The 23,300-nt window shown below is 32.8% G+C and carries 19 protein-coding genes and 2 tRNA genes; 10 read left to right on the forward strand and 11 right to left on the reverse strand.

Annotated elements, in window-relative coordinates; all coding sequences use genetic code 11:
• The first annotated feature begins 1,291 nt into the window (after nucleotides 1-1,291).
• The gene (locus ACN1AG_RS03320; protein ID WP_367364254.1) at nucleotides 1,292-1,795 is read left to right on the forward strand and encodes a CarD family transcriptional regulator; all 504 of its coding nucleotides are present in this window, start codon (nucleotides 1,292-1,294) and stop codon (nucleotides 1,793-1,795) included.
• Between the two features lie 192 nt (nucleotides 1,796-1,987).
• Here the strand turns inward: ACN1AG_RS03320 and murA are convergent, their stop codons facing one another.
• The 3 genes from murA to cmk all read right to left on the reverse strand — a co-directional run bounded on the left by murA (nucleotide 1,988) and on the right by cmk (nucleotide 6,375).
• Nucleotides 1,988-3,262, reverse strand: coding sequence for a UDP-N-acetylglucosamine 1-carboxyvinyltransferase (gene murA / locus ACN1AG_RS03325; RefSeq protein ID WP_417905441.1), 1,275 nt, complete (start codon nucleotides 3,260-3,262; stop codon nucleotides 1,988-1,990).
• A gap of 283 nt (nucleotides 3,263-3,545) precedes the next feature.
• Nucleotides 3,546-5,288 carry a 30S ribosomal protein S1 gene (locus ACN1AG_RS03330; protein ID WP_417905442.1) on the reverse strand — a complete coding sequence of 581 codons (1,743 nt, stop codon included), beginning with the start codon at nucleotides 5,286-5,288 and terminating at the stop codon, nucleotides 3,546-3,548.
• 424 nt (nucleotides 5,289-5,712) lie between these two features.
• The gene (cmk, locus tag ACN1AG_RS03335) at nucleotides 5,713-6,375 is read right to left on the reverse strand and encodes a (d)CMP kinase (protein WP_417905443.1); all 663 of its coding nucleotides are present in this window, start codon (nucleotides 6,373-6,375) and stop codon (nucleotides 5,713-5,715) included.
• A 278-nt stretch (nucleotides 6,376-6,653) separates the two neighbouring features.
• On the opposite strand from cmk, the gene ACN1AG_RS03340 reads away from it, so the two are divergent.
• The 5 genes from ACN1AG_RS03340 (at nucleotide 6,654) to ACN1AG_RS03360 (ending at nucleotide 10,288) form a co-directional block, all read left to right on the forward strand.
• A tRNA-Val gene (locus ACN1AG_RS03340) sits at nucleotides 6,654-6,730 on the forward strand.
• A 108-nt stretch (nucleotides 6,731-6,838) separates the two neighbouring features.
• Entirely contained in the window at nucleotides 6,839-8,167 is a 1,329-nt protein-coding gene (tolB, locus tag ACN1AG_RS03345; RefSeq protein ID WP_417905444.1) for a Tol-Pal system beta propeller repeat protein TolB, read from the forward strand.
• Between the two features lie 62 nt (nucleotides 8,168-8,229).
• A tRNA-Thr gene (locus ACN1AG_RS03350) sits at nucleotides 8,230-8,305 on the forward strand.
• Nucleotides 8,306-8,355: 50 nt separating this feature from the next.
• Nucleotides 8,356-8,508 (forward strand): hypothetical protein, encoded by a 153-nt coding sequence (locus ACN1AG_RS03355; RefSeq protein ID WP_417905445.1) that lies wholly within the window; start codon nucleotides 8,356-8,358, stop codon nucleotides 8,506-8,508.
• Between the two features lie 826 nt (nucleotides 8,509-9,334).
• On the forward strand, nucleotides 9,335-10,288 hold the full coding sequence (locus ACN1AG_RS03360) for an IS110 family transposase (protein WP_417905446.1): 954 nt from the start codon (nucleotides 9,335-9,337) through the stop codon (nucleotides 10,286-10,288).
• Between the two features lie 75 nt (nucleotides 10,289-10,363).
• Here ACN1AG_RS03360 and ACN1AG_RS03365 read toward each other — a convergent pair whose 3' ends face one another.
• Both ACN1AG_RS03365 and ACN1AG_RS03370 read right to left on the reverse strand, forming a co-directional pair.
• The gene (locus ACN1AG_RS03365) at nucleotides 10,364-11,404 is read right to left on the reverse strand and encodes an IS630 family transposase (RefSeq protein WP_417905447.1); all 1,041 of its coding nucleotides are present in this window, start codon (nucleotides 11,402-11,404) and stop codon (nucleotides 10,364-10,366) included.
• A 43-nt stretch (nucleotides 11,405-11,447) separates the two neighbouring features.
• A complete protein-coding gene (locus tag ACN1AG_RS03370; protein WP_417905448.1) occupies nucleotides 11,448-12,011 on the reverse strand; it encodes a transposase in 564 nt (187 codons plus the stop codon).
• Nucleotides 12,012-12,275: 264 nt separating this feature from the next.
• On the opposite strand from ACN1AG_RS03370, the gene ACN1AG_RS03375 reads away from it, so the two are divergent.
• Nucleotides 12,276-13,166 (forward strand): IS982 family transposase, encoded by an 891-nt coding sequence (locus ACN1AG_RS03375; protein WP_367363772.1) that lies wholly within the window; start codon nucleotides 12,276-12,278, stop codon nucleotides 13,164-13,166.
• A 749-nt stretch (nucleotides 13,167-13,915) separates the two neighbouring features.
• Here ACN1AG_RS03375 and ACN1AG_RS03380 read toward each other — a convergent pair.
• From ACN1AG_RS03380 to ACN1AG_RS03400, 5 genes are all read right to left on the reverse strand, one after another.
• Nucleotides 13,916-14,437, reverse strand: coding sequence for a transposase (locus ACN1AG_RS03380; RefSeq protein ID WP_417905449.1), 522 nt, complete (start codon nucleotides 14,435-14,437; stop codon nucleotides 13,916-13,918).
• A gap of 155 nt (nucleotides 14,438-14,592) precedes the next feature.
• Nucleotides 14,593-15,333: an IS1380 family transposase gene (locus ACN1AG_RS03385; protein ID WP_417905584.1), complete on the reverse strand. Its 741-nt coding sequence runs from the start codon at nucleotides 15,331-15,333 to the stop codon at nucleotides 14,593-14,595.
• A 424-nt stretch (nucleotides 15,334-15,757) separates the two neighbouring features.
• On the reverse strand, nucleotides 15,758-17,608 hold the full coding sequence (locus ACN1AG_RS03390; RefSeq protein WP_417905450.1) for an AAA family ATPase: 1,851 nt from the start codon (nucleotides 17,606-17,608) through the stop codon (nucleotides 15,758-15,760).
• 209 nt (nucleotides 17,609-17,817) lie between these two features.
• Complete coding sequence (locus ACN1AG_RS03395; RefSeq protein WP_417905451.1) at nucleotides 17,818-17,946, reverse strand: hypothetical protein; 129 nt, start codon at nucleotides 17,944-17,946, stop codon at nucleotides 17,818-17,820.
• A gap of 48 nt (nucleotides 17,947-17,994) precedes the next feature.
• Nucleotides 17,995-18,132: a hypothetical protein gene (locus ACN1AG_RS03400; protein WP_341758559.1), complete on the reverse strand. Its 138-nt coding sequence runs from the start codon at nucleotides 18,130-18,132 to the stop codon at nucleotides 17,995-17,997.
• A 585-nt stretch (nucleotides 18,133-18,717) separates the two neighbouring features.
• On the opposite strand from ACN1AG_RS03400, the gene ACN1AG_RS03405 reads away from it, so the two are divergent.
• The 3 genes from ACN1AG_RS03405 to ACN1AG_RS03415 all read left to right on the forward strand — a co-directional run bounded on the left by ACN1AG_RS03405 (nucleotide 18,718) and on the right by ACN1AG_RS03415 (nucleotide 21,645).
• A complete protein-coding gene (locus tag ACN1AG_RS03405) occupies nucleotides 18,718-19,455 on the forward strand; it encodes a hypothetical protein (protein ID WP_417905452.1) in 738 nt (245 codons plus the stop codon).
• Nucleotides 19,456-20,102: 647 nt separating this feature from the next.
• Nucleotides 20,103-20,783: a MobA/MobL family protein gene (locus tag ACN1AG_RS03410; protein WP_417905453.1), complete on the forward strand. Its 681-nt coding sequence runs from the start codon at nucleotides 20,103-20,105 to the stop codon at nucleotides 20,781-20,783.
• A 601-nt stretch (nucleotides 20,784-21,384) separates the two neighbouring features.
• Entirely contained in the window at nucleotides 21,385-21,645 is a 261-nt protein-coding gene (locus ACN1AG_RS03415) for a hypothetical protein (RefSeq protein WP_417905454.1), read from the forward strand.
• 242 nt (nucleotides 21,646-21,887) lie between these two features.
• On the opposite strand, the gene ACN1AG_RS03420 is transcribed toward ACN1AG_RS03415, so the two are convergent.
• Nucleotides 21,888-22,880 (reverse strand): hypothetical protein, encoded by a 993-nt coding sequence (locus ACN1AG_RS03420; protein ID WP_417905455.1) that lies wholly within the window; start codon nucleotides 22,878-22,880, stop codon nucleotides 21,888-21,890.
• Nucleotides 22,881-23,300: the final 420 nt, after the last annotated feature.

The following is a 23,300-nucleotide window of genomic DNA, read 5'->3' on the forward strand; positions in this document are numbered from 1 at the left end:
GGATTCCCGCTTTTAGCTAGGAATGACATCGTTTTTGATCCTGTAAGTACCATTACTTACGTTGGCTTTTTGATCCACGCGGACAATGCCTTCGCGGGAATGACATTGAGAATGGTTAAACTTATGTTTAACCTCAGTTCGATATAAGAATTAATAATTCTTATATCGAACTGACTTTGTTATAAGGAAAAATGCACTCTTGAAACGGTTCTGCTAGTGCATTTTAACTTTTTTCATCATTCAATATGTGATTTTAATAATTAAAATCACATATTGAATGGAGTGTTATGTTTACACTAACTATCGATTGTAACTTTTAGTGCGCCACGAAGTGTAAATAAGCTAGCGGTTGAAAGAACAGCCATAGAAGTGTTGACCTAGCACACTATGTATCGAGTCTTGAGCTGATTTTGGTAACAAAGTCAGTTAAGCGTAGACAGAAATATTATAGGCCGTAAGCCGAAAGGTTAAAGTGATTGAGCCTCGTTAAGCAATTCTTTTGGGATCGCAGACTGTGTTAAAAGGCAGGAATGCAACATAATACATACCATAAATAGGCAGGTATGTGTTAGATCTCCGGGGTCTAAGAGCATGGTATGTAATAAAAGTTTATTTATAAACGTGGGAGATCCTATATTTTCTTCTTTTAAGAAGTATTAGCCGACAAGTATAAAACGCAAGGGAGCTAAAAAGAAATATAGGAAGTCAGATCCAGCATAGTACTGATGAAATTGGGTAATGCCAATGGAGGGAAGGCTGGTGGGTAAGTTCGACTAACACAGAGAAACGTTATGAAAGCACAGACTTTCAATAATTGACGACAACTAAACTGTGTTAGATAGCTAGATTAAAAATAATCAGGTGAAGGAATTTATCTTGAGCCCATTGCGGGAAAACCGCACGATGAGGTTCTAATGAGGGGCGTAAGTGGTAACGCTTACGTCTACTCTCTAATTGCCCTAATATTTTTTTATAACTTATACTTTGTTATCCTTCTAAAATATGCTATACTACCACAGGGTAAAATTAGTCTGTATTGTATACTAATTCTGTTTCGAAGAATTGTTGTTTGAAAATATCAAGGACTCACGTACCGTATGTACGTCTAGTGTGTTCTCTCCTCATTTTCAAATCTAATTCGGAGTCACATTCGAGTATATTTAGGGAGTGTTATCTTTAGTATTGTGATTTGCAAAAGATCTATAGTTAGGATTTAATTATTTGCAACTCACTGACACAAATTCAAATCAATTGACCATGGTCTAAGTTTTTATAATGGAAAGGAGTAAGCATGTCAACATCGTCTGAATTTAAAGTAGGAGAAAGAATTGTATATCCATCTCATGGAGTTGGAGAGATAGTAAATGTAGAACACCAAATCATAGCTGGTACTGATATTAAGGTTTATGTAATATCGTTCCCTCAAGACAAAATGACTTTGAAAGTACCGGTAAATAGAGCTGCTATTTCGGGTCTTAGAAAACTTGTTAGTAAAACTGATTTAGCTGTAATATATTCAACGCTTCAAGGTAAAGCTAAGCAAGGTAATAGGATGTGGAGTAGAAGAGCACAAGAATATGAGGGTAAAATAAATTCTGGTAATGTAGTATCTGTAGCAGAAGTGGTACGGGATCTCTATAAGAATGTTGATAGTGACCGGTCTTATAGCGAAAGGACTATTTATGAATCAGCCTTAAATAGGCTAGCTGGGGAGCTTGCAATTCTTGAGAACATAAATCCCGAGGAAGCAATTAATAAATTAATTGAAGTATTGAGAGATAAGCTCGCTGCGTAAATTGGAAACTCATTTTCCCAAGGTGATACACTGCTATGATTTCAAGAGTTGATAGACGATAGTATAACTTCAAGAAGAGCTAGGCAGTAACAAAGTCGAGCAGCGTAACGTACATGAGTAACGGAGTAGTTTCGATCTTTAGGTCGCGGGAATTTTAATTCTTGAAGTTCTACCTAAATAGAACGAATTTATTTAAACATTATCTCCAGTAATTCGTACTATATTTGCCCCGCAACTGGTTAGTTTTTTCTCCAATGTTTGGTATCCACGGTCTAAGTGGTAAATTCGATGTATTTTTGTTGTATCGTTGGCGGCAAGTCCAGCTAATACTAGGGATACTGATGCTCTGATGTCACTTGCCATTACTTCTGCTCCTGTCAAAAAAGGTACACCCCTTATTATAGCACTCTTTCCGTTAACTGTTATATTTGCACCCATTCTGCATAATTCAGGAACATGCATAAAGCGATTCTCAAAAATGTTTTCTGTAATTATAGAAGAACCTTTGCAAAGAGTCATAAGGCTCATAAACTGAGCTTGTAAGTCTGTTGCAAAACCTGGATATGGGTTTGTATGGATGTCCACAGGGTTTAATTTACCTACATAAGAGACTCTTAAACCATTATCAATAGGCAAAATTTCTATACCAGCTTCAATAAGTTTTAATACTATATTTTCAACGATATTATTGCTGATTCCGTAAATATTTAAATTGCCTTTAGTAATAGCAGCAGCCATCATGTAGGTACCGGCTTCAATACGATCCGGTATGATCGAATAGTTGGTATTTTTTAAATAAGATTTACCAATAATTCTTATTTCGCTTGTACCAATTCCATCTATTTCTGCACCCATTTTGTTAAGACAATGGCATAGATCAACAACTTCTGGTTCTCTAGCACAGTTAAATAATATCGTTTCTCCTTCAGCTAAAGTAGCTGCCATTATGGAGTTAATTGTTGCTCCAACAGATATTTGTTTAAAAACAAAATGTACAGCTTTTAATCTGCCTTTGATTGTAGCATTAATATAACCATGATCAACATCAATATTTGCTCCCATAGCTTGCAGAGCTGCTATATGTAAATCTACTTGCCGAGCACCTATAGCACACCCTCCAGGTAAGGAAACCTTAGCTTTAGAGAATCTAGAGAGTAGAGGTCCTAGAACCCAAATAGAAGCACGCATTTTACGTACTATATCATATGGTGCAGTAAAATTATTAATATTGTTGCTATCGATATCCATACTCAAGTGATCTTGATGATCAGTTACAGTGACAATGCTACCTAAATTCTCAAGTAATTTTTTCATTGTGAGAATATCAGTAAGCTTTGGAATATTGTTAATACTAAGCTTATCTGTAAGTAGTGCTGCAGTCATAATTGGTAAGGCCGCATTTTTAGCTCCGCTAATGCTAATACTACCTTCAAGGGGAATGCCACCTTTAATTATTAAACTGTCCATAGGGGTTCCTTATATATAATAACTTGAATTTGATATAACTTGTTATATCAAATTCAGGTATAAGTTAATTAGGTTTAAAGCGGTATAGCTAATCCGAATAAGTTATTGATATTCTAGGCGTCATTGCGAGACCACGTAGTGGTCGTGGTAATCCATTTCTAATCACTTTTTGGATTGCTTCGTCGCTACTAAAGTAGCTCCTCGCAATGACGGGAGTTATCTAGAACCTTAACGGGTTAGCTATAAAATGCATACGAAGAATCGTTTCCAGTAATACTCAACATCATTTTGTCTTATCATCTTTACTATCGTCAAGAGCTGTTCCAAGTATGTCTCCTAGACTAGCACCACTATCAGCAGAGCCGTATTCTTTGATAGCTTTTTCTCTCTTTTCTATTTCAAGTGCTTTTATTGACAAAGTAACTTTACGAGATGTCTTATCAATGGTAATGATTTTTGCATCAATTCTGTCATTAGGGACAAATCTTTCAGTTTTTTGATCAGCTTTTTCACTAGAAAGATCAGCTTTTTTGATGAAACCCAGTATTTTGTCGTCTAAAATAACTTCTATCCCATCATCTTTAACTTCAGTAACTGAGCAAGTAACGACCATATTTTTTTTGTACATGTCAAATTCATCTTGCTGCGGGTCAAAGCTTAGTTGTTTAATACCTAAGCTTATACGTTCCTTTTCAATATCAATTGATAAAACTTTACACTCTATTTGATCATTCTTTTTATATGTTTTTAACAGCTCAGTACCATTGCCTTCCCAACTTATATCTGTTTCATGAATCATACCATCAATGTTGTCATCAAGTGCTACAAACATACCAAAGTCAGTGATATTTCGTATTGGTGCTTTAATTATACTACCTATTGGATGACTATGTGCAAACCCAATGATTGGGTTATCTTGACACTGTTTAATACTTAGAGATATTCTATGTTTATCGGTATCAACTTCTAAGATTGTGAATTGAACTTCTTGACCAATAGTAAGCATTTTCTTAGGATGTTGATTTGATTTTACCCAACTAATTTCGCTTGAATGAACGAGTCCTTCAATACCATCTTTTAATTCAATAAATACCCCATAATCAGCAATATTTGTTACTTTGCCAGTCATTATTTTGCCAACTGGGAATTCTTCTTTTATACTTTGCCATGGATTATGATCAAGTTGCTTCATACCAAGTGAAATTCTCTTAGTTTCTTCATTAAATTTTATAACTATAACCCTAACTTTTTGATCTAGAGATAAAACTTCAGAAGGGTGATTTATTCTGCTCCATGAAATATCAGTAACGTGCAATAGACCGTCTACATTACCTGAATTACCTAAAGCAATAAACGCACCGTAATCAGTGATATTTTTTACTGTACCATCTAATATTATTCCTTCCTTAATTTTCGATAACATTTCGTCTCTAGCCTCAGATCTTGATTCCTCAAGTATAGCTCTTCTAGAAACTACGATATTACCAAGTTTCTTATCCATCTTTAAAATTTGGAATGGCTGCTTGATACCCATTAATGAAGAAATATCTTTTATTGGTCTAACATCTACCTGACTTCCAGGTAAGAAGGCAACAACCCCTGATACGTCAACAGTAAATCCACCTTTAACACGTCCGAATATTACACCATCAACAAACTGTTTATTGGCACATGCAATTTCTAAATGTCCCCATGATTCTTCTCTAATGGCCTTTTCACGACTTAGTATAGTTCTACCGTTACGCCCTTCAATTTTCTCAATATATACATCAACTATCTCGCCAACTTCTGGTAAAGGTTGATTACTAGCTAGAGCAAATTCTTCTATAGGAACTCTGCCTTCATTCTTTAATCCAACGTCAACTATGATAATACCTTTAGCAATCCCTACTACTTGACCTTTGACAACAGTACCTTCTTTTACGTGACTAGTACTTATGGCTTCAAGCATTTGTGCAAAATCTTCGTGAGATTGAATGCTAATTTCAGCAAGTTGAGAAACAAATTTTTTCTTAAATTTTTGCATATTATTCTCTAATACTAGTTGTGCCGTCTAGTATAAAAATTATAGTTAATTGACTTGAATTTGCATAAGCGAGTTGTTCTTCGCCTTAAGTAATCAAATTCAACTGAATTAACTATGAAGGGTTAATAAAATGTAGATAAAACAACCTATGGCACATAAAATATGTTGATGTTACCTAACTACCCCAATTAGGGATAAGAATTAACTAATTCTTATCCCTAATTGGCTTTAATATAAGGAAAAATGCATTCTTAAAGCGGCTAACACGAATGCATTTTAAACCTTTCTAAAGCTAAAAACATGATTTTAATCTTTTAAAATCATGTTTTTAGCAAAATATTAATTTAACAATCAGATGCAGAGCCGTCTCAAATCTGATTGTTTCTATAACTTCACCGAATTTGGGATAAGAATTGACAAATTCTTATCCCGAATTCGCGTTAACTGAAATAAACTCCATGATCTTATCAATCACTTCTTTTGGTGATAGATAAGAAGTATCAATTTCTAAAGCTCCTTGTGGGGGAAGAGCTGGAGCAATATCACGCTCTATATCCCGTTTGTCTCTTATTTTTAGTTGTTCCAAAACTGTATCAAATATATACCCCCCCCCTTTTTCTTGCAACTCTTTATATCTTCTCTTTGCTCTAATAACAATATCTGCTCTGATAAAAATCTTTAAGTCAGCATTTGGGGCAACTACTGTTCCAATATCTCTACCTTCCATTATAATTCTAGGAGTTGTTTTTATTAATTTTCTTAGATATTTTCCTAGGTTATTTCTTACTTCCGGTATAATAGCAATTTTTGATGCTACATTACCTACAATCTCACTATCAAGTTCTGAATTTTGTACATATTCCGTAGATTTGGATAATTCAATTATTCCATTTATGTCAGTAAGATCAATTTTTTGGTTTATACAAGAAATAGCAAGGCTTCTATATACAATACTTGATTGAAAGTAAGTAAGCTTAAGTTTTTGTGCTAACATTTGCCCAATTGTACCCTTACCCGATGCTGCTGGACCATCCAGTGCCACTACAAAATTATTGCTAATATCAAAAGCTTGAGATTTTAAGGTCATTTACTTATAATTTTATGCCGGATTCTAGCTGAATATTTAAAATAATGCAAATAAAACTTGAAATTGAAGCTATTATAGATTAGACATGTGACTATGAAAACTTGATATATATTTCAAATGATTTGAAGAATTGGAACAACAAACAAGGGGTAAACCGACTAGGCGTACATTTGCTACGTGAGTACGCGATAGACTCCGCAAGTATTTAAAAAACCAATTCTTTAAAGTAGAAGAGTATACTTTGTTGTTTTAAGTATAAAATTAAATCAGAGAAGCAAGGGCGGTTAGCTCAGTTGGTTAGAGCATTACGTTGACATCGTAAAGGTCGGTGGTTCGAGTCCACTATCGCCCACCAAACTTTTATTATATATTAACATCAATTTGTATTTAGGTTGTTTTTGGCGACAGAACCTAAATACAAGTTGATGTTAAATATTGTTAAAAAAAGATCTAGGTGGTATTAGTGGTCAGGTATTTTTGTGTTATACTGTTGTTAGTTGCTAACTTCAATAGTTATGCAATAGAAACTATAGTTATAGAGCGAGGACATGTTGATCCAATACCGATAGCCATTAATAAATTTGATGCAGATGATAGTGCGAATAATGTAATTGGTGCTGATATAATTAGTGTAATATCTAATGATCTAAAGATTTCCGGCATGTTCCGCCCAATTTCTACTGCTTCTTTTATAGAACAAATTGTGGGGATAAAACATAAACCTCTTTTTGCTGCTTGGCGACACATTAATGCTAATCTTCTGATTAATGGTGAAGTTATAAAGCTATCTTCTGGTAAGCTAAAGGTTAGTTTTATATTATGGGATGCAAGCTTAGAAAAAGATCTTATAGGTGAGATTTTTGAAATACCACCACATTTATGGCGTAGAGTAGCACATAAAATAGCTGATAAAATTTATGAGAAAATTACTGGAGACTCAGGTTATTTTGATACAAAAATAGTATATGTGTCAGAGAGTGGACCTTATCTAAAACGAGTAAAGAAAATAGCTATGATGGATCATGATGGTGCTAATCATAAATATCTGTCAGATGGTAAAAATTTGGTTCTTACTCCAAGATTTTCACCACAAGCAGATAAGATCATGTATCTATCCTATGTTCACAAGCAAAAACCACATGTTTATGTTCGTGATCTTAAAACAGGTAAGGAAAGATTGGTTGGTAATTTTCCTGGTATGTCCTTTGCTCCAAGATTCTCACCTCAAGGGGAGAAGGCTATAATGTCGATAGCAAGAAAGGGAGCTACGCATATTTTTGAAATTGATCTGAATAGCATGGCAACTAGGCAATTGACCAACGGTATTGGTATTAATACTTCTCCTAGCTATTCACCTGATGGCAGTAAAATAGTTTTTAATTCTGATCGAAGTGGAACAAGACAATTATATATTATGAATTCTGATGGTTCAAATGTGGAACGTATCAGTTTTGGCGGGGGAATGTATACTGCACCAAGTTGGTCACCTAGAGGAGATTATATAGCCTTTACTAAACTTTCTAAAGGAGAGGGTTTTACCATTGGAGTGATGAAAGCACTTTCCTATGGTGATGAGAATAGTGAAAGAATTATAACTAGTGGCTATCTAGTTGAAGGTCCGTGTTGGTCACCCAATGGTAGGATAATTATGTTTGCTAAAGGCTGGCCTCCTAGAAACAAAACAGCAGGTAAAAATCGTATATATTCCATTGATTTGACTGGTTATAATGAAAGAGAGATTCTCACTCCTCAAGATGCTTCTGATCCTGAATGGTCAAGAATGTTAAATTGACTAGATTCTTATAACTACTTATAACATATTTTTAAGATATAAGAACCTAGAGCTAACCTATTGCCGGTATAGCTCAGCTGGCAGAGCGACGCATTCGTAACGCGTAGGTCGGGGGTTCAATTCCCTCTATCGGCACCATAAATATTGTAATACAATAATATCACCTTATTAACTTAATATCTGCTTGTTTGATTTCTAAATTATCCCAAGCTTTATCAGAAGTATATATAGAAACATTCAGTTTGATACCAAGTGCTATACAAGCTCTATCTCCAAAAGAGAAACCTTTATGTTTTGTATGTTTTTTAACAGAGCAGAAAGAAATGATTGCTCACTATTGAAAGAGATAATAGAGCTAATAAAAGGCTCTATAGAATCTTGCACTCTTCATCATATCAGAGTCTAACAGTATTGCTGCTACTTCAGAGCTTACTATTACCCACATCTTTGGACTCGTGGAACGTCATCCTGAATTTATTTCCACTGGTGTCCGGTTTAAGTCGGCGGCATTATCCCGGACAAGTGAGAGTCTTAGGTGCGAACGCTCGAACCGAGATTTTCTACACTTCAAATCGTTGTAAAGCTGATTTGTAAATTTTACTTACGATAATTTATGCTAACTACTTGATTTTTTAGATACTGAAATAAACTCAGAGTTGTATCTTGAATATATCGTTAAAAAGAGTCAAGGTAGAAGAAGAGAAGTGATACCGTTTTCAGGATTGGTCATAAGATCGAGGTCATCTTGGTACACTTCTCTTAGAACCACAAAGTGAAATACGAACGGTAGGTACGTTAATTCGGGATAAGGATTAGTAAAAATAGCAGACATATATACACTACGAAGAGCAATTAATGTATGAATTCACAGAAATGCAATTTATACATATCCAAAATCTTGTATTAGTTATAGCTAAAGCATTTTTACTAATCCTTATCCCGAATCATACAATAAAAGAGCCATGATAAATATAACGTGATCAGTTATATTAGTGGTAGGATGGGTAAACTGTATCCCGAATTGAAGCTCTGAAGCTCAGAGACTTCGTACGTTAGCAAAGACCCATCCTATTTTGGATAAAGACTACGAACGGATGTCATAAGGTTTAAACCTTGCGTATGAGTATGTAGCATATCCTATTATTAATATAAATAATGAGGCTCTATATGGCAACAACTTATATTGGTGTGGACGTTAGTAAAAAAACTTTAAATATCTATCTACCAGCTACCAACAAGGCTTTTGAGGTTACCAATGATCAGCAAGGTTTTACTACTATGCTTAGCACTATTAATAAACACTATCAGCTCTTATCTGAGTTAATTGTTGTCTTTGAACCTACTGGTGGATATGAATATCACTTAAGAGAATTTTTAAAAATAAATAAATTACCTTTTGCTACAGTACACCCTAATAAAGTGCGTAGTTATGCTAAAGCTAGAGGATGGCTTGCTAAAACTGATAACATCGATAGTAAATTACTACATGATTATGCAACATGCTTTGCACTAGCAATTAAAGTTACTTATGATAGTAATAGCCAACAACAGTTACATGCTTTATTAAAAAGAAGGGAACAATTATTAGTATTTAAGAATCAAGAAGTTGCTAGGCAGGATACTGAGTTTAACCATGTAATCATCTTATCTTTGAACCAGCATATTACTAGTTTAACAGAACAATTACAAGAGATTGATGAGAATATCAAAGCCTTAATTTCTAAGAATCAAGAAATCAAAGATAAAATTGATAAGCTTACTTCTATTCCAGCAGTTGGCATTACTCTTGCTACCACTGTAATATGTGAAGCACTAGAGCTTGGTAATATTACTTTTAGAAGCTTAACTGCTTTAGTAGGTCTTGCCCCTTTTGCTAGAGAAAGTGGCAGTTATAAAGGTAGAAGAAGTATCTTTGCCGGTAGAGGTAATCTACGAAGAGTGCTGTATATGGCTGCAGTAGCTGCCTTACGATGTAATAAGCGTTTACGCAATTTTTATGACCACTTAATTGCTAAACATAAACCAGCAAAAGTTGCTCTTGTTGCTGTTATGCGTAAATTACTCGCTTTTATGCACTCTATTGTCAAAAATAATTCTTCTTGGAATGAAAATTTATGTTAAGTTATTATTTTTTTATTGACTTCCATTACGGATGCTAACGTTATATGATTGTCCCTAGATTTAACATATACTCAATTAACCTGAAGAGTTGCAAAAATGGTTAACGGTAATAGTCTGGAAATTATCGTTTATTAAGGTACGTAACCTATCTTTATAATCGCCGATGTTGCTAAAAAATTTGTTTATTGCTTCCGAAAATTGTTCAAAATTATGATAAAATTTATTATTAGTTGTAATACTGTGCATAAACTTCCATAATCTCTCAATTGGGTTAAGATTTGGACTATATGGTGGCAAAAATACTAGCTCTATTTTAGTATTTACTAGGTATTCCTTAACTTTCTTGGATTTGTGGTAACTAGCATTGTCACAGATTAAATATATTCTTTCCTTGTCACTATTCTCCTCTTCCAACCTTTGTAGAAAATTAACTATCTGCTCCCCATTTATTTTGGGGTTCTCTGTGCTTACTAACTGTAAATCGGCTAGGTTAATAGCACCAATCATGTGCTTTCTTCTCCAGCCACTGAATGTTGGTAAGGTCTTATCTTGGTTCTTTCTTATCCAACCGCACCTTGCCCTTGCTTGATACTGAGGATGAACACCATCCATAAAATATATGGCTTCCTTATCTCTGAGATCCCCTTTTAGTAAACTGTAGTTTAACTTAAATAATTCTTGCTTGTCAAAATCCAGCTTAGCCGGTACTACTTTCGGCTTCTTGTAAACAAAACCCAGTTTGTATAGTAATTTTGTTACTCCCGTTATCGTATATGTCACCCCATATTTGTTCTCAATGTGATGCATGATATCTTTAGCATAAACATAATTATTTGCTTCTAGGTGAGTCACTAATTCTGCCCTATCACCATCACTTAATTTGCTTGTGCTACCGCCATTGTCGGTATCAAGCTTATTGGCTTTTTGATAATCAACAATATGTTTTCTTATCGCTTCGTGGCTCAAGAGTAGTACCTTAGCAATCTCTACATTACTATACCCATCGTCATACATCAAAACTGCCTTAATACGATCACGTATGCGTCCGTCTCGTTCTGTCTTATGACGTTCCTTCAACTTTTCTCTTTGTTCTTCTGTCAATACATTCTTTCTCATAATGTCCTAAACTTTATAATATCTTTCCTATCTTTGCAACTCTTCATTTATGAGTAGTATATATGCAATCCAAATACAATATTGGGTATATCCTATCTAAACAGCGATTTTGCCACCTAGTTACCTCCTCTAGTACTCCATCTGTTATGGTTGATATTAAATCACTAGATACTTCAGTTTGATATATTTCTTCTAAGTGACCACGAATCTCACTGACTGTCATTCCTCTACCATAAAGTGAAATTACCTTCTCATCAAATCCATTAAATCTCCTCAGCCCTTTTGGTATTAATTGTGGATTATACTCACCTTCCCGGTCTCTTGGTACTTCTAATGTCAACTTACGACCATCATCATCAATTACTGTCTTCTCATAGCTACCATTACGACGATTATTATCTACTTTTTCTACTTTACTATGTTTTGAGTAGCCTAATTCATGATCTAACTCACTTGCTAATATTTTCTCAACTATTTGTTTCTTTAGCTGTTGAAATAAACCATCTCGACCAAATAACTCTGATGGGTTTGCTTTTGATAATAATTCTTCTACTAGATGATTACTTATGTTTAATTTTTCTTTATCTTTACCTATTTCTTTAGCCATAATTTCCCTTTGTTTTAGTTACTTCTTTTTACAGTAATCTCTTACTGCTTCTTTTGCAACTTACACAAACTATATTATAGACTCCGAGAGTCAATAATTTTTTTTGTGTGTGTGCCAAGAAAAGGTGCATTAATCTTATGGGTGAAAGTCCCGTTATACGTCAGTTCGGGATAAGATATAGATGAAATAGTAATAGATAAAAGGATTGTCAAAAAGGAGTGCCTGCAGTATTTATATTTTTAAACAAAAAAACAAACTACAGGCATGAAAAAAGATATCACAGAATTATATAGTTTTATAGATGATTTTTGTAAAATTTATTTGGAGTATGAACAGAGAAAGTTATTACCATCAAATAAGCAGAGAAATCGCTGTTGTAGCATGAGTTTAAGTGAAATGTTAACAATAATAATTATGTTTCATACATCCTATGCTAAGAATTTTAAATTTTTCTATAAAAGTTATATAGAGTGCATGCATAAGGATGATTTCCCTAAAGCCTTGAGTTATAATAGATTTGTTGAATTAATGGCACGATTATTCATACCGCTAAATATGTTGATTCATTTGTTGTTTGGTGAAGAAACAGGTATTTATTTTATTGACTCTACAACGATTAAAGCTTGTCACAATAAAAGGCGTTATAGCAATAAAGTTTTTAAAGGATTAGCCAAACATAGTAAATCCTCTATGGGGTATTTTTATGGTTTTAAATTACATGTAATAATCAATAATAAAGGGGAGTTTATGGCATTAAAAGTGACCAAAGGCAATGTAGATGATAGGGTTCCAGTACCGGAGTTAACAAAAAGATTAACTGGAATTATAGCAGCTGATAAAGGTTATATTAAGCAAAATTTGTTCTTAAATTTATATGAAAGAGGCTTAAAAATGATTCATGGAATTAAGAAGAATATGGAAAATAAATTAATGGATTTGAAAGAAAAAATCTTACTTCGAAAGCGTAACTTAATTGAAACAGTTTTTGATTATCTAAAAAATAAAATGAACCTTGAACATACTAGACATAGATCACCAATAAATGCCTTTGTCCATATATTATCTACTCTTGTTGCTTATTCATTAAAGAAAAATAAACCTTCAACAAAATTTGATTTTAATCTACATGTTCTCAATATCCTTATCCCGAATTGACGTATATCGTGTACACACAAAATTAGTATTTTTTAGCACTTTATTTATTGAAATACTTAGCAAATAATAGTTAATTATTTCTATCATCAACAATGAATTGAATCAACTTAAAATTGAGTCTTACCATTTTGAAAATAATTGCCCGCTCTAGCTTTAATTACTAAAAATATAATTCAAGTTGTCAAAATACCACTTTTAAACATTTCCTTATTTTAATTTTCATTCTTATAAATTAATTCTTGCAAACTATTTCTATCAGCGGTAATTGTTTAAATATAAACTGAATATTTAACTAACTTATGAAAATAATTTAATTGAGCTAGGTTAGTTTTATCACTTAAATAAATATAATTTAAGGTAGGTATTTATGGCAAAAAATTCATTTAACTTTACTAAAGAGATTCTAGCCCGCATATTGCATGAAGTGTGTATGAATATGAGTTGAGTTGTAAATTACGTTAATTCGGGATAAGGATTAGTAAAAATAGCAGACATATATACACTACGAAGAGCAATTAATGTATGAATTCACAGAAATGCAATTTATACATATCCAAAACCTTGTATTAGTTATAGCTAAAGCATTTTTACTAATCCTTATCCCGAATTGACGTAAATTAGTATATAAATCTTACATACTGGTTAATTTTCTTACAAAATATATCTAAAATCATGATTTTTTCTGATTTTAGATAAAATTCCCCCTTACCCCCTTTTTTATATGTGCCGGGAACAGCACTATAGTTAGCTCATTCTAGAGCTAACGCCTTCAGGACACTATTCCATATATGCTGATAAGGATATGATGAAGCTAACAAGAATTTGATACTTCTAGTATTACGAATAATTATAGCTCCAATTTTAAATAGTTTTAAACGTATAGTACCAACTTGTGCTTTGGCTAGTTCCGTGCCTTGCAATAGTTTATCACGAATATATTCTATCAAAGTGTATGCTAACCCGGATAAAAGCAATCTCAACTGGTTAGCCCACCATTTATGACAAGAAGTACGATCAGCAAACAACTCTAATTGCTGCTCCTTAATACGATTCTCCATATCGCCACGTGTGCAATAAATTTTGTCGTATAAATCTTCAGGCTTACCTGCTAAATTAGTTACTACATATCTTGGATTCTCACCAAGGCTACCTACTTCAGCTTTACCTATTATCTTGCGTTGATGACTCCAGCTACCAGCTTGATATTGAAATTCGCTAAAAAGACGTTGCTTTTCTTTTGTTGCAGCAAATTGCTCACTAGCCTGTTGCATAATACGTTAATTCGGGATAAGGATTAGTAAAAATGCTTTAGCTATAACTAATACAAGATTTTGGATATGTATAAATTGCATTTCTGTGAATTCATACATTAATTGCTCTTCGTAGTGTATATATGTCTGCTATTTTTACTAATCCTTATCCCGAATTAACGTATAATGGGTGCAAGCAGTTTATTAAGATTATTATTTTTTGCCATGCCAACTATATACTTCACATTATTACTATCGCACCAATCTAACATTTTATGTCGGCAGAATCCACCGTCACCACGAAAAATAATCTCAACCTCAGACCATGCTTTACGTAGATACTTTACTAATAACGATAATATCACCCATGCATGCTTAGCTTGATCTTGATCTGATGGACGTAAATAGTTAACTAATAACTTTTTTCCACAAAATACGTATAAAGGTAAAAAACAATTATGACGATAATAACCGTGATAAAACTTACCTTCCTGATTACCGTGAATCTCATCATCTGTGGCATCAAAATCCAGTATCAGTGACGAAGGAACTGTTTTATATGATGCAATAAATTTATCCAGCATCAACTTATGTACCTCTATGGCAAACTGACGATCAGCTTTATTCTCAAAACGGCATAAAGTAGAGCTGCTAGCCATATCTTCGAGTGTACCGACAGTTGTTTGTAAAGCTGGACATTTTCTTAAATGATCATGATCATTTAAGTCTTCATAACCAAGAGCAATCGAGTAAATACGCTGCTTGAGTATTGAAACTAAGCTGTGAGTAATTTTACTAGGATTACGTTTATCAGGAAATAATTTTGCCAAATCATTAGTGATACCAAGTCTTCTATCTGCTTCTCCTAGCAACAACGCACCTCCATCGCTACTAATATCACCACCAGTGAAATTTATTGCTAATTGACGATTTTTTACTTTGGTAAATTACGTTAATTCGGGATAAGGATTAGTAAAAATAGCAGACATATATACACTACGAAGAGCAATTAATGTATGAATTCACAGAAATGCAATTTATACATATCCAAAATCTTGTATTAGTTATAGCTAAAGCATTTTTACTAATCCTTATCCCGAATTGACGTGATATGTGTTTTTTTACCAAAATAACCTACGAATTAGTTGTAAATTGACAAGTAATACAATTTCCTATACTATTAAAATTCAACCTAATTAACCGGAGGAAATACCATGAGTATCAGGCTTTTAACGGAAATATTGCTAATATCGCTGATAGGGAATGGCGGGGCGTAGTGGACAATTTCAGAACCACGATAGACGTAAAATTGCTAGTTATTCAAACGCTCACAGTCTATTATTAGAGTTCATTAACTTGGTATTGTAACTCCATATTCTTACCGCAAAAAGCCATAGAGATTTTGAGTATTTGCTTAACATATTGATATTGTCTTATTTTTATATCATATTGTTTATCTATAATTTGCTTTAAGCCCATTTTAGCTACTGAGGCTAAATCTTCTGCATTTTTAGCTATCTTATACTCAATAATAATTGCCTTATCTCCTCTACCAGCTTTTGGGATCATGATCACATCAGCTCTGCCACTTCCTGACTCCTGTTCACTTGCTATTATGTAGCTGAAGGCTAACATGTTAACAAGTCCTAACATAAAGCCACTATAAAATAATTCTGCTTTTCTCTCTCCTGTCTGATGGAAACTGGTAGAATTTTGTAGTAATTCTTGTAACCGTTCTTTAAATTCTTCTATTTTACCTACTGGTAACAAGCTAACAAACGAGTAATATCTAGAACTATCAATTTTTAACTGATCAGTTACCCATTGTAGCATCCGTGCCTTATATATGTGTCTTACTTCCCGATTTGGTGCTGACAATTCATAAATATTTTCTTCTGAATTTTGAACCGTAGGATTTAAATAACCACTGAACAGTAATAGACTGAGTAATCCTACTGGTTTATTGATATCAGCAAAACTTATTTGTTTGGTAATAGGTGAAATAATGATTTTGCCCGCAGCTAAACTCTGTAAATCTTCTTGCATTTCATCTGATAACAATACTTTATCTATCAAACCTGTACCACCACTATCAAGCCAGTAGTGATCAAGCTTACCTTTATGTGCTAAACATTGCATTATTGACCACGGATTGTAAATGACCTCTCCACCAAAGGTGTAACCATTATACCAATCCTTAATTTGTTCAGTATTAGTGTCGAGCGGTACTTTTGTAAGCAAATCATCTACCTCTGCTTGAGTGAAACCATAGAACTTAGAGAAATCATCATCAAGTAAGGTATATTCTGTAACATTATTCAAATCTGAGAACAAATTAGCCTTAGCTATCCGTAATATCCCAGTAATTACGCCTTTTTCCACATAAGGGTTACTCTTTAAACTACTACCAAATATCCCGCGAAATATCTTTAGTACATCCTCAAACTCTTTTGGTTTATCCCCAAACTCAATGTATGAACTATTAATAGGCGTATCATATTCGTCAATCAATATATAGGCTTTTTGATTAAAGTGCTTAAACAGTAGTTTACTTAAGAAAGCTAAACTAATTTTCAACTGTGCTAATTCTAGCTTATCTGTACCTGTTAAATAATCTTGAAAATTCTTTTTTTCTTCTACACTAAGTTTATCACTACTTTCTAGATATTTATGATGGTCATAAGCATTTTTAATATTTATCCTTATCCCACTCTCAATTTCTTGGTAACTACTACCTTTAACGTCCTTAAAATTTATGGAAATAACAGGAAATTGACCTTGGTAGTCAGAGATAATGTCTGAATACTGTGTTATCTGAAGTGGTTTAAGTAGTCTTTTTTTACCACTAGCTACTCCTAAATCAATTTCACCACCGATAAATAATTTATGATTTACTCTCTTTTCTTGAGCTAAAGGCTTACCTCTCTTGTCCACTTCAATTTCCAAGAACTTGCAAAGCATATCCATGTTAAGGCTCTTACCCCAACGTCTTGGTCGAGTGATTAATATAACATCACCACTATCTTCTATTATGTCCTTAACAAGGAGACTCTTATCAACAAAGATATTACTGTTTAATAATAATTTTTTAAAATCATCCGTACCTACTAGCATTTTAGGCAGCTTACTACTCTCCGTAACAGTATCAGTTCCCTTGAGATGTGTATTAGTGTCTGAAAGTTCAACTATCATATTATTCAATTATATTTATGTTTTTGGTAGTAAAATTTTTAGTTAAATTTTAATAAATTATTTTACCGATTAAGTTTTAATAAAATGTGCTAGTATGACTATTTCGATAAAAATATGATATAGTATAGATAAGTTTGATTCAATACAGAATTATATCTAGTAACAACATCGCCTAATTTATCCATAATAAACGTCATATTGTACTCATTTTAAAAAAATATTGGATAAGGATTAAGATCTTTTTCTAAAGTAGAATGCTTGATCCACCCCATTTTTACAGGCACGTCAAATAAACGTCTAGGTGCAAACCTTTTATCAAAATGCCGTAGATCTAGCATTATAGCAGTGACACCTGCCTTACTGATACAGGATACACAATTACAGTTTTAAAAATCCGGCGGCTCTTGTAAAGAACCTAACAAAGAGTTAAAGGTTTGCTCTGTAACTTCAGGAGGAATAGGATAGTCTGATGTATTGTCTTTTATAGCTAAATCTTGACCTTGAAAATCAACACTTTTCAGCACGTTTTTTAGTTGTAGGTATGCAATAATCTTCTCGTGATTTTGTTCTGTAGCTAAAACCAGTGGTGTCTTGCCATCATTGCTTGTAGCCTTAAGATCAGCACCTTTGTAAATTGTAATCAGGTTTTGACCCCTTTAGAGCAAAGATTGTAACGAAAAATGCCCCCTCTAAAAAAGTAACAATATCTCCAAAAAATTAATATTTTAAATATTTTTTTAAGGAGTTTTTAGGGAGTGTTTATCGTGGAATCAATTGCAAAGATACGTAAAATGTATCATGTTGATGGCAAGGCAATTAAGAGCTTAATATATCAAAAAATACTGTTAAAAAAGTTATACGCAGTGATGCGACCAAGTTTGAATTAGCTAAATATAGTAAAGCTAAGCCAGTTTAGATGAATATCTTGCGATGTTGCATCAGCTATTAGCAGAGAATATAAAAGATGCTAGCTAAGCAATTATATAAGACACGTCAATTCGGGATAAGGATTAGTAAAAATGCTTTAGCTATAACTAATACAAGATTTTGGATATGTATAAATTGCATTTCTGTGAATTCATACATTAATTGCTCTTCGTAGTGTATATATGTCTGCTATTTTTACTAATCCTTATCCCGAATTAACGTATATTGGAAATTGGGGAGCTGGAGAACTTGCTAGGGTTCTAGAACGTAATAACTCTGTAAAATACCTAGATCTTAGAGATATTGATATAGGGGATTGTGGGATAGAGTCGTTAAGTAGTATGTTACGGTATAACGATGCTATAACCCATATTAACCTTGCTGGAAACTATATTTGGTCAAAAGGAGCTGAGATACTTAGTAAAGATTTAGAGTATAATGAGACTGTAACCAACATAAATCTTGGTGAAAGCAATATTGGCTATAAAGGAGTAAAGTACCTTGTTAAAGCGTTAAAGTATAATAATACTTTGGACGAAATAGACCTTGAACATAATGATATTGGTGAACAAGGAGCAATAATATTGGCTGAATTTTTAGCAAATAATAGAACCCTTAAGCGATTACATATTAATGGTAATAATATTGGTAATGAGGGGGCTTTACAACTTTTCAAGGCTTTAGAAATTAATAGGACTCTAACCGAAATAACACTAGGTCACAATATTTTTAGTCGTAAAGTAGCAAAGAAACTTGTAAAAATTCTAAGTAATAAAAATATTGTCAGCAAAATAATGGTGAGTTTTGGCGGCAATGAAAATTATGATGTTAATCTTAATAATATTGATCCTAAACTAGAGTTATTAATTGAAAATCTAGAGAACAACTATATAGAAACTGATGGTATAACTATAAACTAGAAAAAATTCCACTACTTTTTCAGTTAGTCTTGATATTGTTATTTTTCTTAAAGACTAACTGAAAACTTTATTGATTGGTTTTATTAACGTCATTGCCAATTCTACTTACCTTAGCAAATTTCAGATAAAAGATCTAAAATAACCAACTCAAAAGGAGTCTTGTACGAGTTCAATCTACCTTGTTAAGCAGTTTTATATTATTACAAAAACATTAAATATTCTCAATATATCTGTAATTTTTGCCTTTTTAAACAAAGAAGTATTTTTATTAAAGTTCCTAACCCATTTTCACGCTTGCAGTTATTATTACAAAAAGCTTACTTTTAATAAAGTAATTTGTAATACGTTTAACTTACTACCAATTCAATAAAATTATAGCTACTTTTTCTTAAATTTATACAGTTCGTTTATTTTACAATCAACTAATATTTTCCACCTATAGCTATTTTTTAGATAAACCATTTTCTTTTTTACCTCTCTTTTCTTCACTCACCCACCCTACCTAAACAACCCACTTAAGGAGCATTCTGCTGCCTATATAAAGCTTGCCAATAAAATAAACTATGTAGTTACAAGTTAGGTTTTAGCATTTGCTTTTGGAATCCCTCTACCCGCACTTGGGCAAACTAGGTAAACCTAGTTTGCCTGTGCTCAAAGATTCAGTTTTTGTCATTGCTATTACCCAAAACTTACAGCTTATAGCGGTAATAGCAATGGCAATATATCACTGTAATAAATCAGAAGTACGAAGAAGCAAAGGACAAAATGCAGTTGCAGCAAGTAGCTATATTTCAAGAAGTAAATTGCAGTTTTTTACAACTGACCGTAAAACAAGAGAAAATGCTGAGACCGCTAGAAAGCTGACCATAGCCTTACCAAAAGAATTAACTCAACAACAAAATACTGAACTTACTGAACACTTTGCTTCTGAGTGCCTAGTTAGCCATGGCATGATAGCAGATATAAACATTCATTATGACAATCCAAATAATCCTCATGCCCACATTCAGATGACTACTAGAAAACTACTATGTTTAGAAAATGGCGAAGTAATTTTTGGTGAGAAAGGACGTGATTGGGGAAGAAGAAATTTTTTATATTATTATCGGGAAAATGTAGCCTATTTCATCAACCAATATTTAGAAAAATATGGTCATTTAGCTAAGGTATCACATTTATCGCATAAAGCAAGAGGAATTGATTTAATACCGACTATCCATGAAGGAACAGCGTGGTATATAAAAGACTCGAAGCTAAAATTAACAAATGTGCAAATACTAAAAGAAAATGCCGCAAAGATTAGAGAAGATATAGAATTAGTTTTTTAGAAATTATCAATTAACAAGCCAGTTTTTACTAAGGAAGAAATTGCTATAGTAAGTTTTATAGGGAATATTTTGGTTTATTTGTTGAGACGAATTACGTTAATTCGGGATAAGGATTAGTCAAAATAGCAGACATATATACACTACGAAGAGCAATTAATGTATGAATTCACAGAAATGCAATTTATATATATCCAAAATCTTGTATTAGTTATAGCTAAAGCATTTTTACTAATCCTTATCCCGAATTGACGTGAATTATAAAAAGTACTGCCAAATCAAAAATTAGATTAACGATAAGTAACATTTAGTTTAACTGATCTAGTTGCGGGTTACAGTGGTTATTTTTTCGCTGTCTCTTATTTGCAGCTTCTTTATTTTTTTAGAAAAATATTTGATTTTACTTTCCAATTTGCTTTACTCCTCTTCTAATATGGAATAGATGTGGTGTTGATAGCACTTAATATGTTTAAGTTTGTTGTTAAGTTAGTAAGTGCCATCTAGTTAACTAACAAGTACAGAGGTTAGAATAAAACGTAAATTTTACCAAGCTAACCTCTAGTACCCCATTTTTTTGTAACCTAAAAAACGGTAGGAAAATCATATGACTAATAACGACCAAAATCAACAAAAAGAAATTATTAATCTGCATGAGCTTCAGCCAGAATTGATTGAAGCAAGGTTGACATTAACAAAGGTATTAAAAACGCTTTGTTCTAATGATCAGCTAATGCAGAAAGTATACGACTATTCAGGTGATAGTGCTACAACCATTATATGGTATTTACAACAAGTCATAAAATATTTGGATGCCATTATTACCAATAATAAAGTGATACTTGATGCTTTAAGTGGTAAATTTTAATAAAATTATTTACCCTTATTTTTAAAGATTGTAGCTATTTGAGTAATGAAATAAAAAATTTGAATGTGTAGCGACTTGATATTTCTGATTAATGTCGCCACACATTAAATCTTAATTAGCTAAATTAGGTGTTTAATTTAATAATAATTCTATTGTCTCCAGTTTAGCATTATTATAACAAATTTTACCAAAAAATCATTGATAGAGGAAAACCTCTATACTTTTGGGAGTTAGCTAGTTTATCATTTTTTAAAGCCATTGCCACCCATCTTACTTGCCCACCACAATAGGGACGAAGCTAGCAGCAATGTTAATAAGAACAGATTACCAAATATCACCTCGAGTCCAAATTTTACAATAACTTCAACTAATCCACCTTTACCTGCAGCAATTATATATTCATTAATTTCTCGCTGCTTTTTCCTCTCTAAAATATCCTCTACTAATTGAACGGTAAAATTATGGTCATACTTTAAACCTGATTCACCATATTTTTGCTCAAACTCTTCCTTGGTTAATTTGTTATTGTAAGTTTCGAAATATTTAGCAATATCCCGTAACTCAGGTTCAATAATATGTTTTGGGTTAAAAGCTCGCCATAGACTTGAACTATCTGCATAAGCTTGTCGGCAAGCTGCCCGCCAGACATCTAGTTTACTGCTGCCTAACAAATCCAAGACACTATTAGTTCTAAAACTCGGTATTAAGATAGAATAGTAAAGTGATTGATTATTTGCGTAGTAACGTGATTGGTCATTTGAGTATACTTCCTCATTTTGAAGCTTTATTTCTTGAGGATAAGTTTTTCTGAATACTTTTTCTCTTAATAACTCCTTTTTTAATCTAGGACTTTGTTCTTTGGTATTAGGATACTCATTTAATGATTGATTCGATTCTTGAAATGGACGCATTACTATGTGTAATTTTCGCTGAGTACTTGCTGAATTTTGGATTGGAGAATATAACTCTAGCATTGATCCCATAGTGAGTTTTAATGATGGGCTTCTATTCTCATATGCCCCTAACTCAATTGTAAAGTATGAATCATTGCTAGATTGATTTATATTTAAAATAATAGTTATATTAGTACTTGTATTAGGACTCATCACTTTTGGTAGTAATATAGATTTACCAGTTCTGGCACTCGGTAGGTTACTACCCTCAGCTTTACAGGTACTAATTAATATTAATTGTGCTAATAAAATATTTAATAATGATATTATCCTTGAGTTCATATGTAATTTCCTCATTGATGAATTAAGATTTTATAAATAACCTAGGGAAGTTTTAGGCTTCTGTGATAGTATCTCTTATTTCATCAAGATTTTTAATCATTTTTTATAAGTAATTCTTAGTTAGTCTAGCAATGCTAAATTGAATTGAGATCAGAGGAATATGTTGGTAAATACAGAGAGTACATCCCGTTCTTTCAATACTTCCTTGATTTTAATAGCTAAATTAGGCACTGACTTAATAATAATTTTAGCCACTGTCTCTAGTTCAACACTGCTATAATAAATTTTACAAAAAAATCACTAATAGTGGAAAAAACCGCTGTACTTCTAGGATTAATGAGGATATGTGTGAAGATGATACTACGTGGTGTGGTGTTAAGCACCGAGGTTAGAAGCAACAATCGCAAAATTTTTAAATCT

Origin of the sequence: Candidatus Tisiphia endosymbiont of Micropterix aruncella, assembly GCF_965178575.1 — a bacterium.
Taxonomy (GTDB): domain Bacteria; phylum Pseudomonadota; class Alphaproteobacteria; order Rickettsiales; family Rickettsiaceae; genus Tisiphia.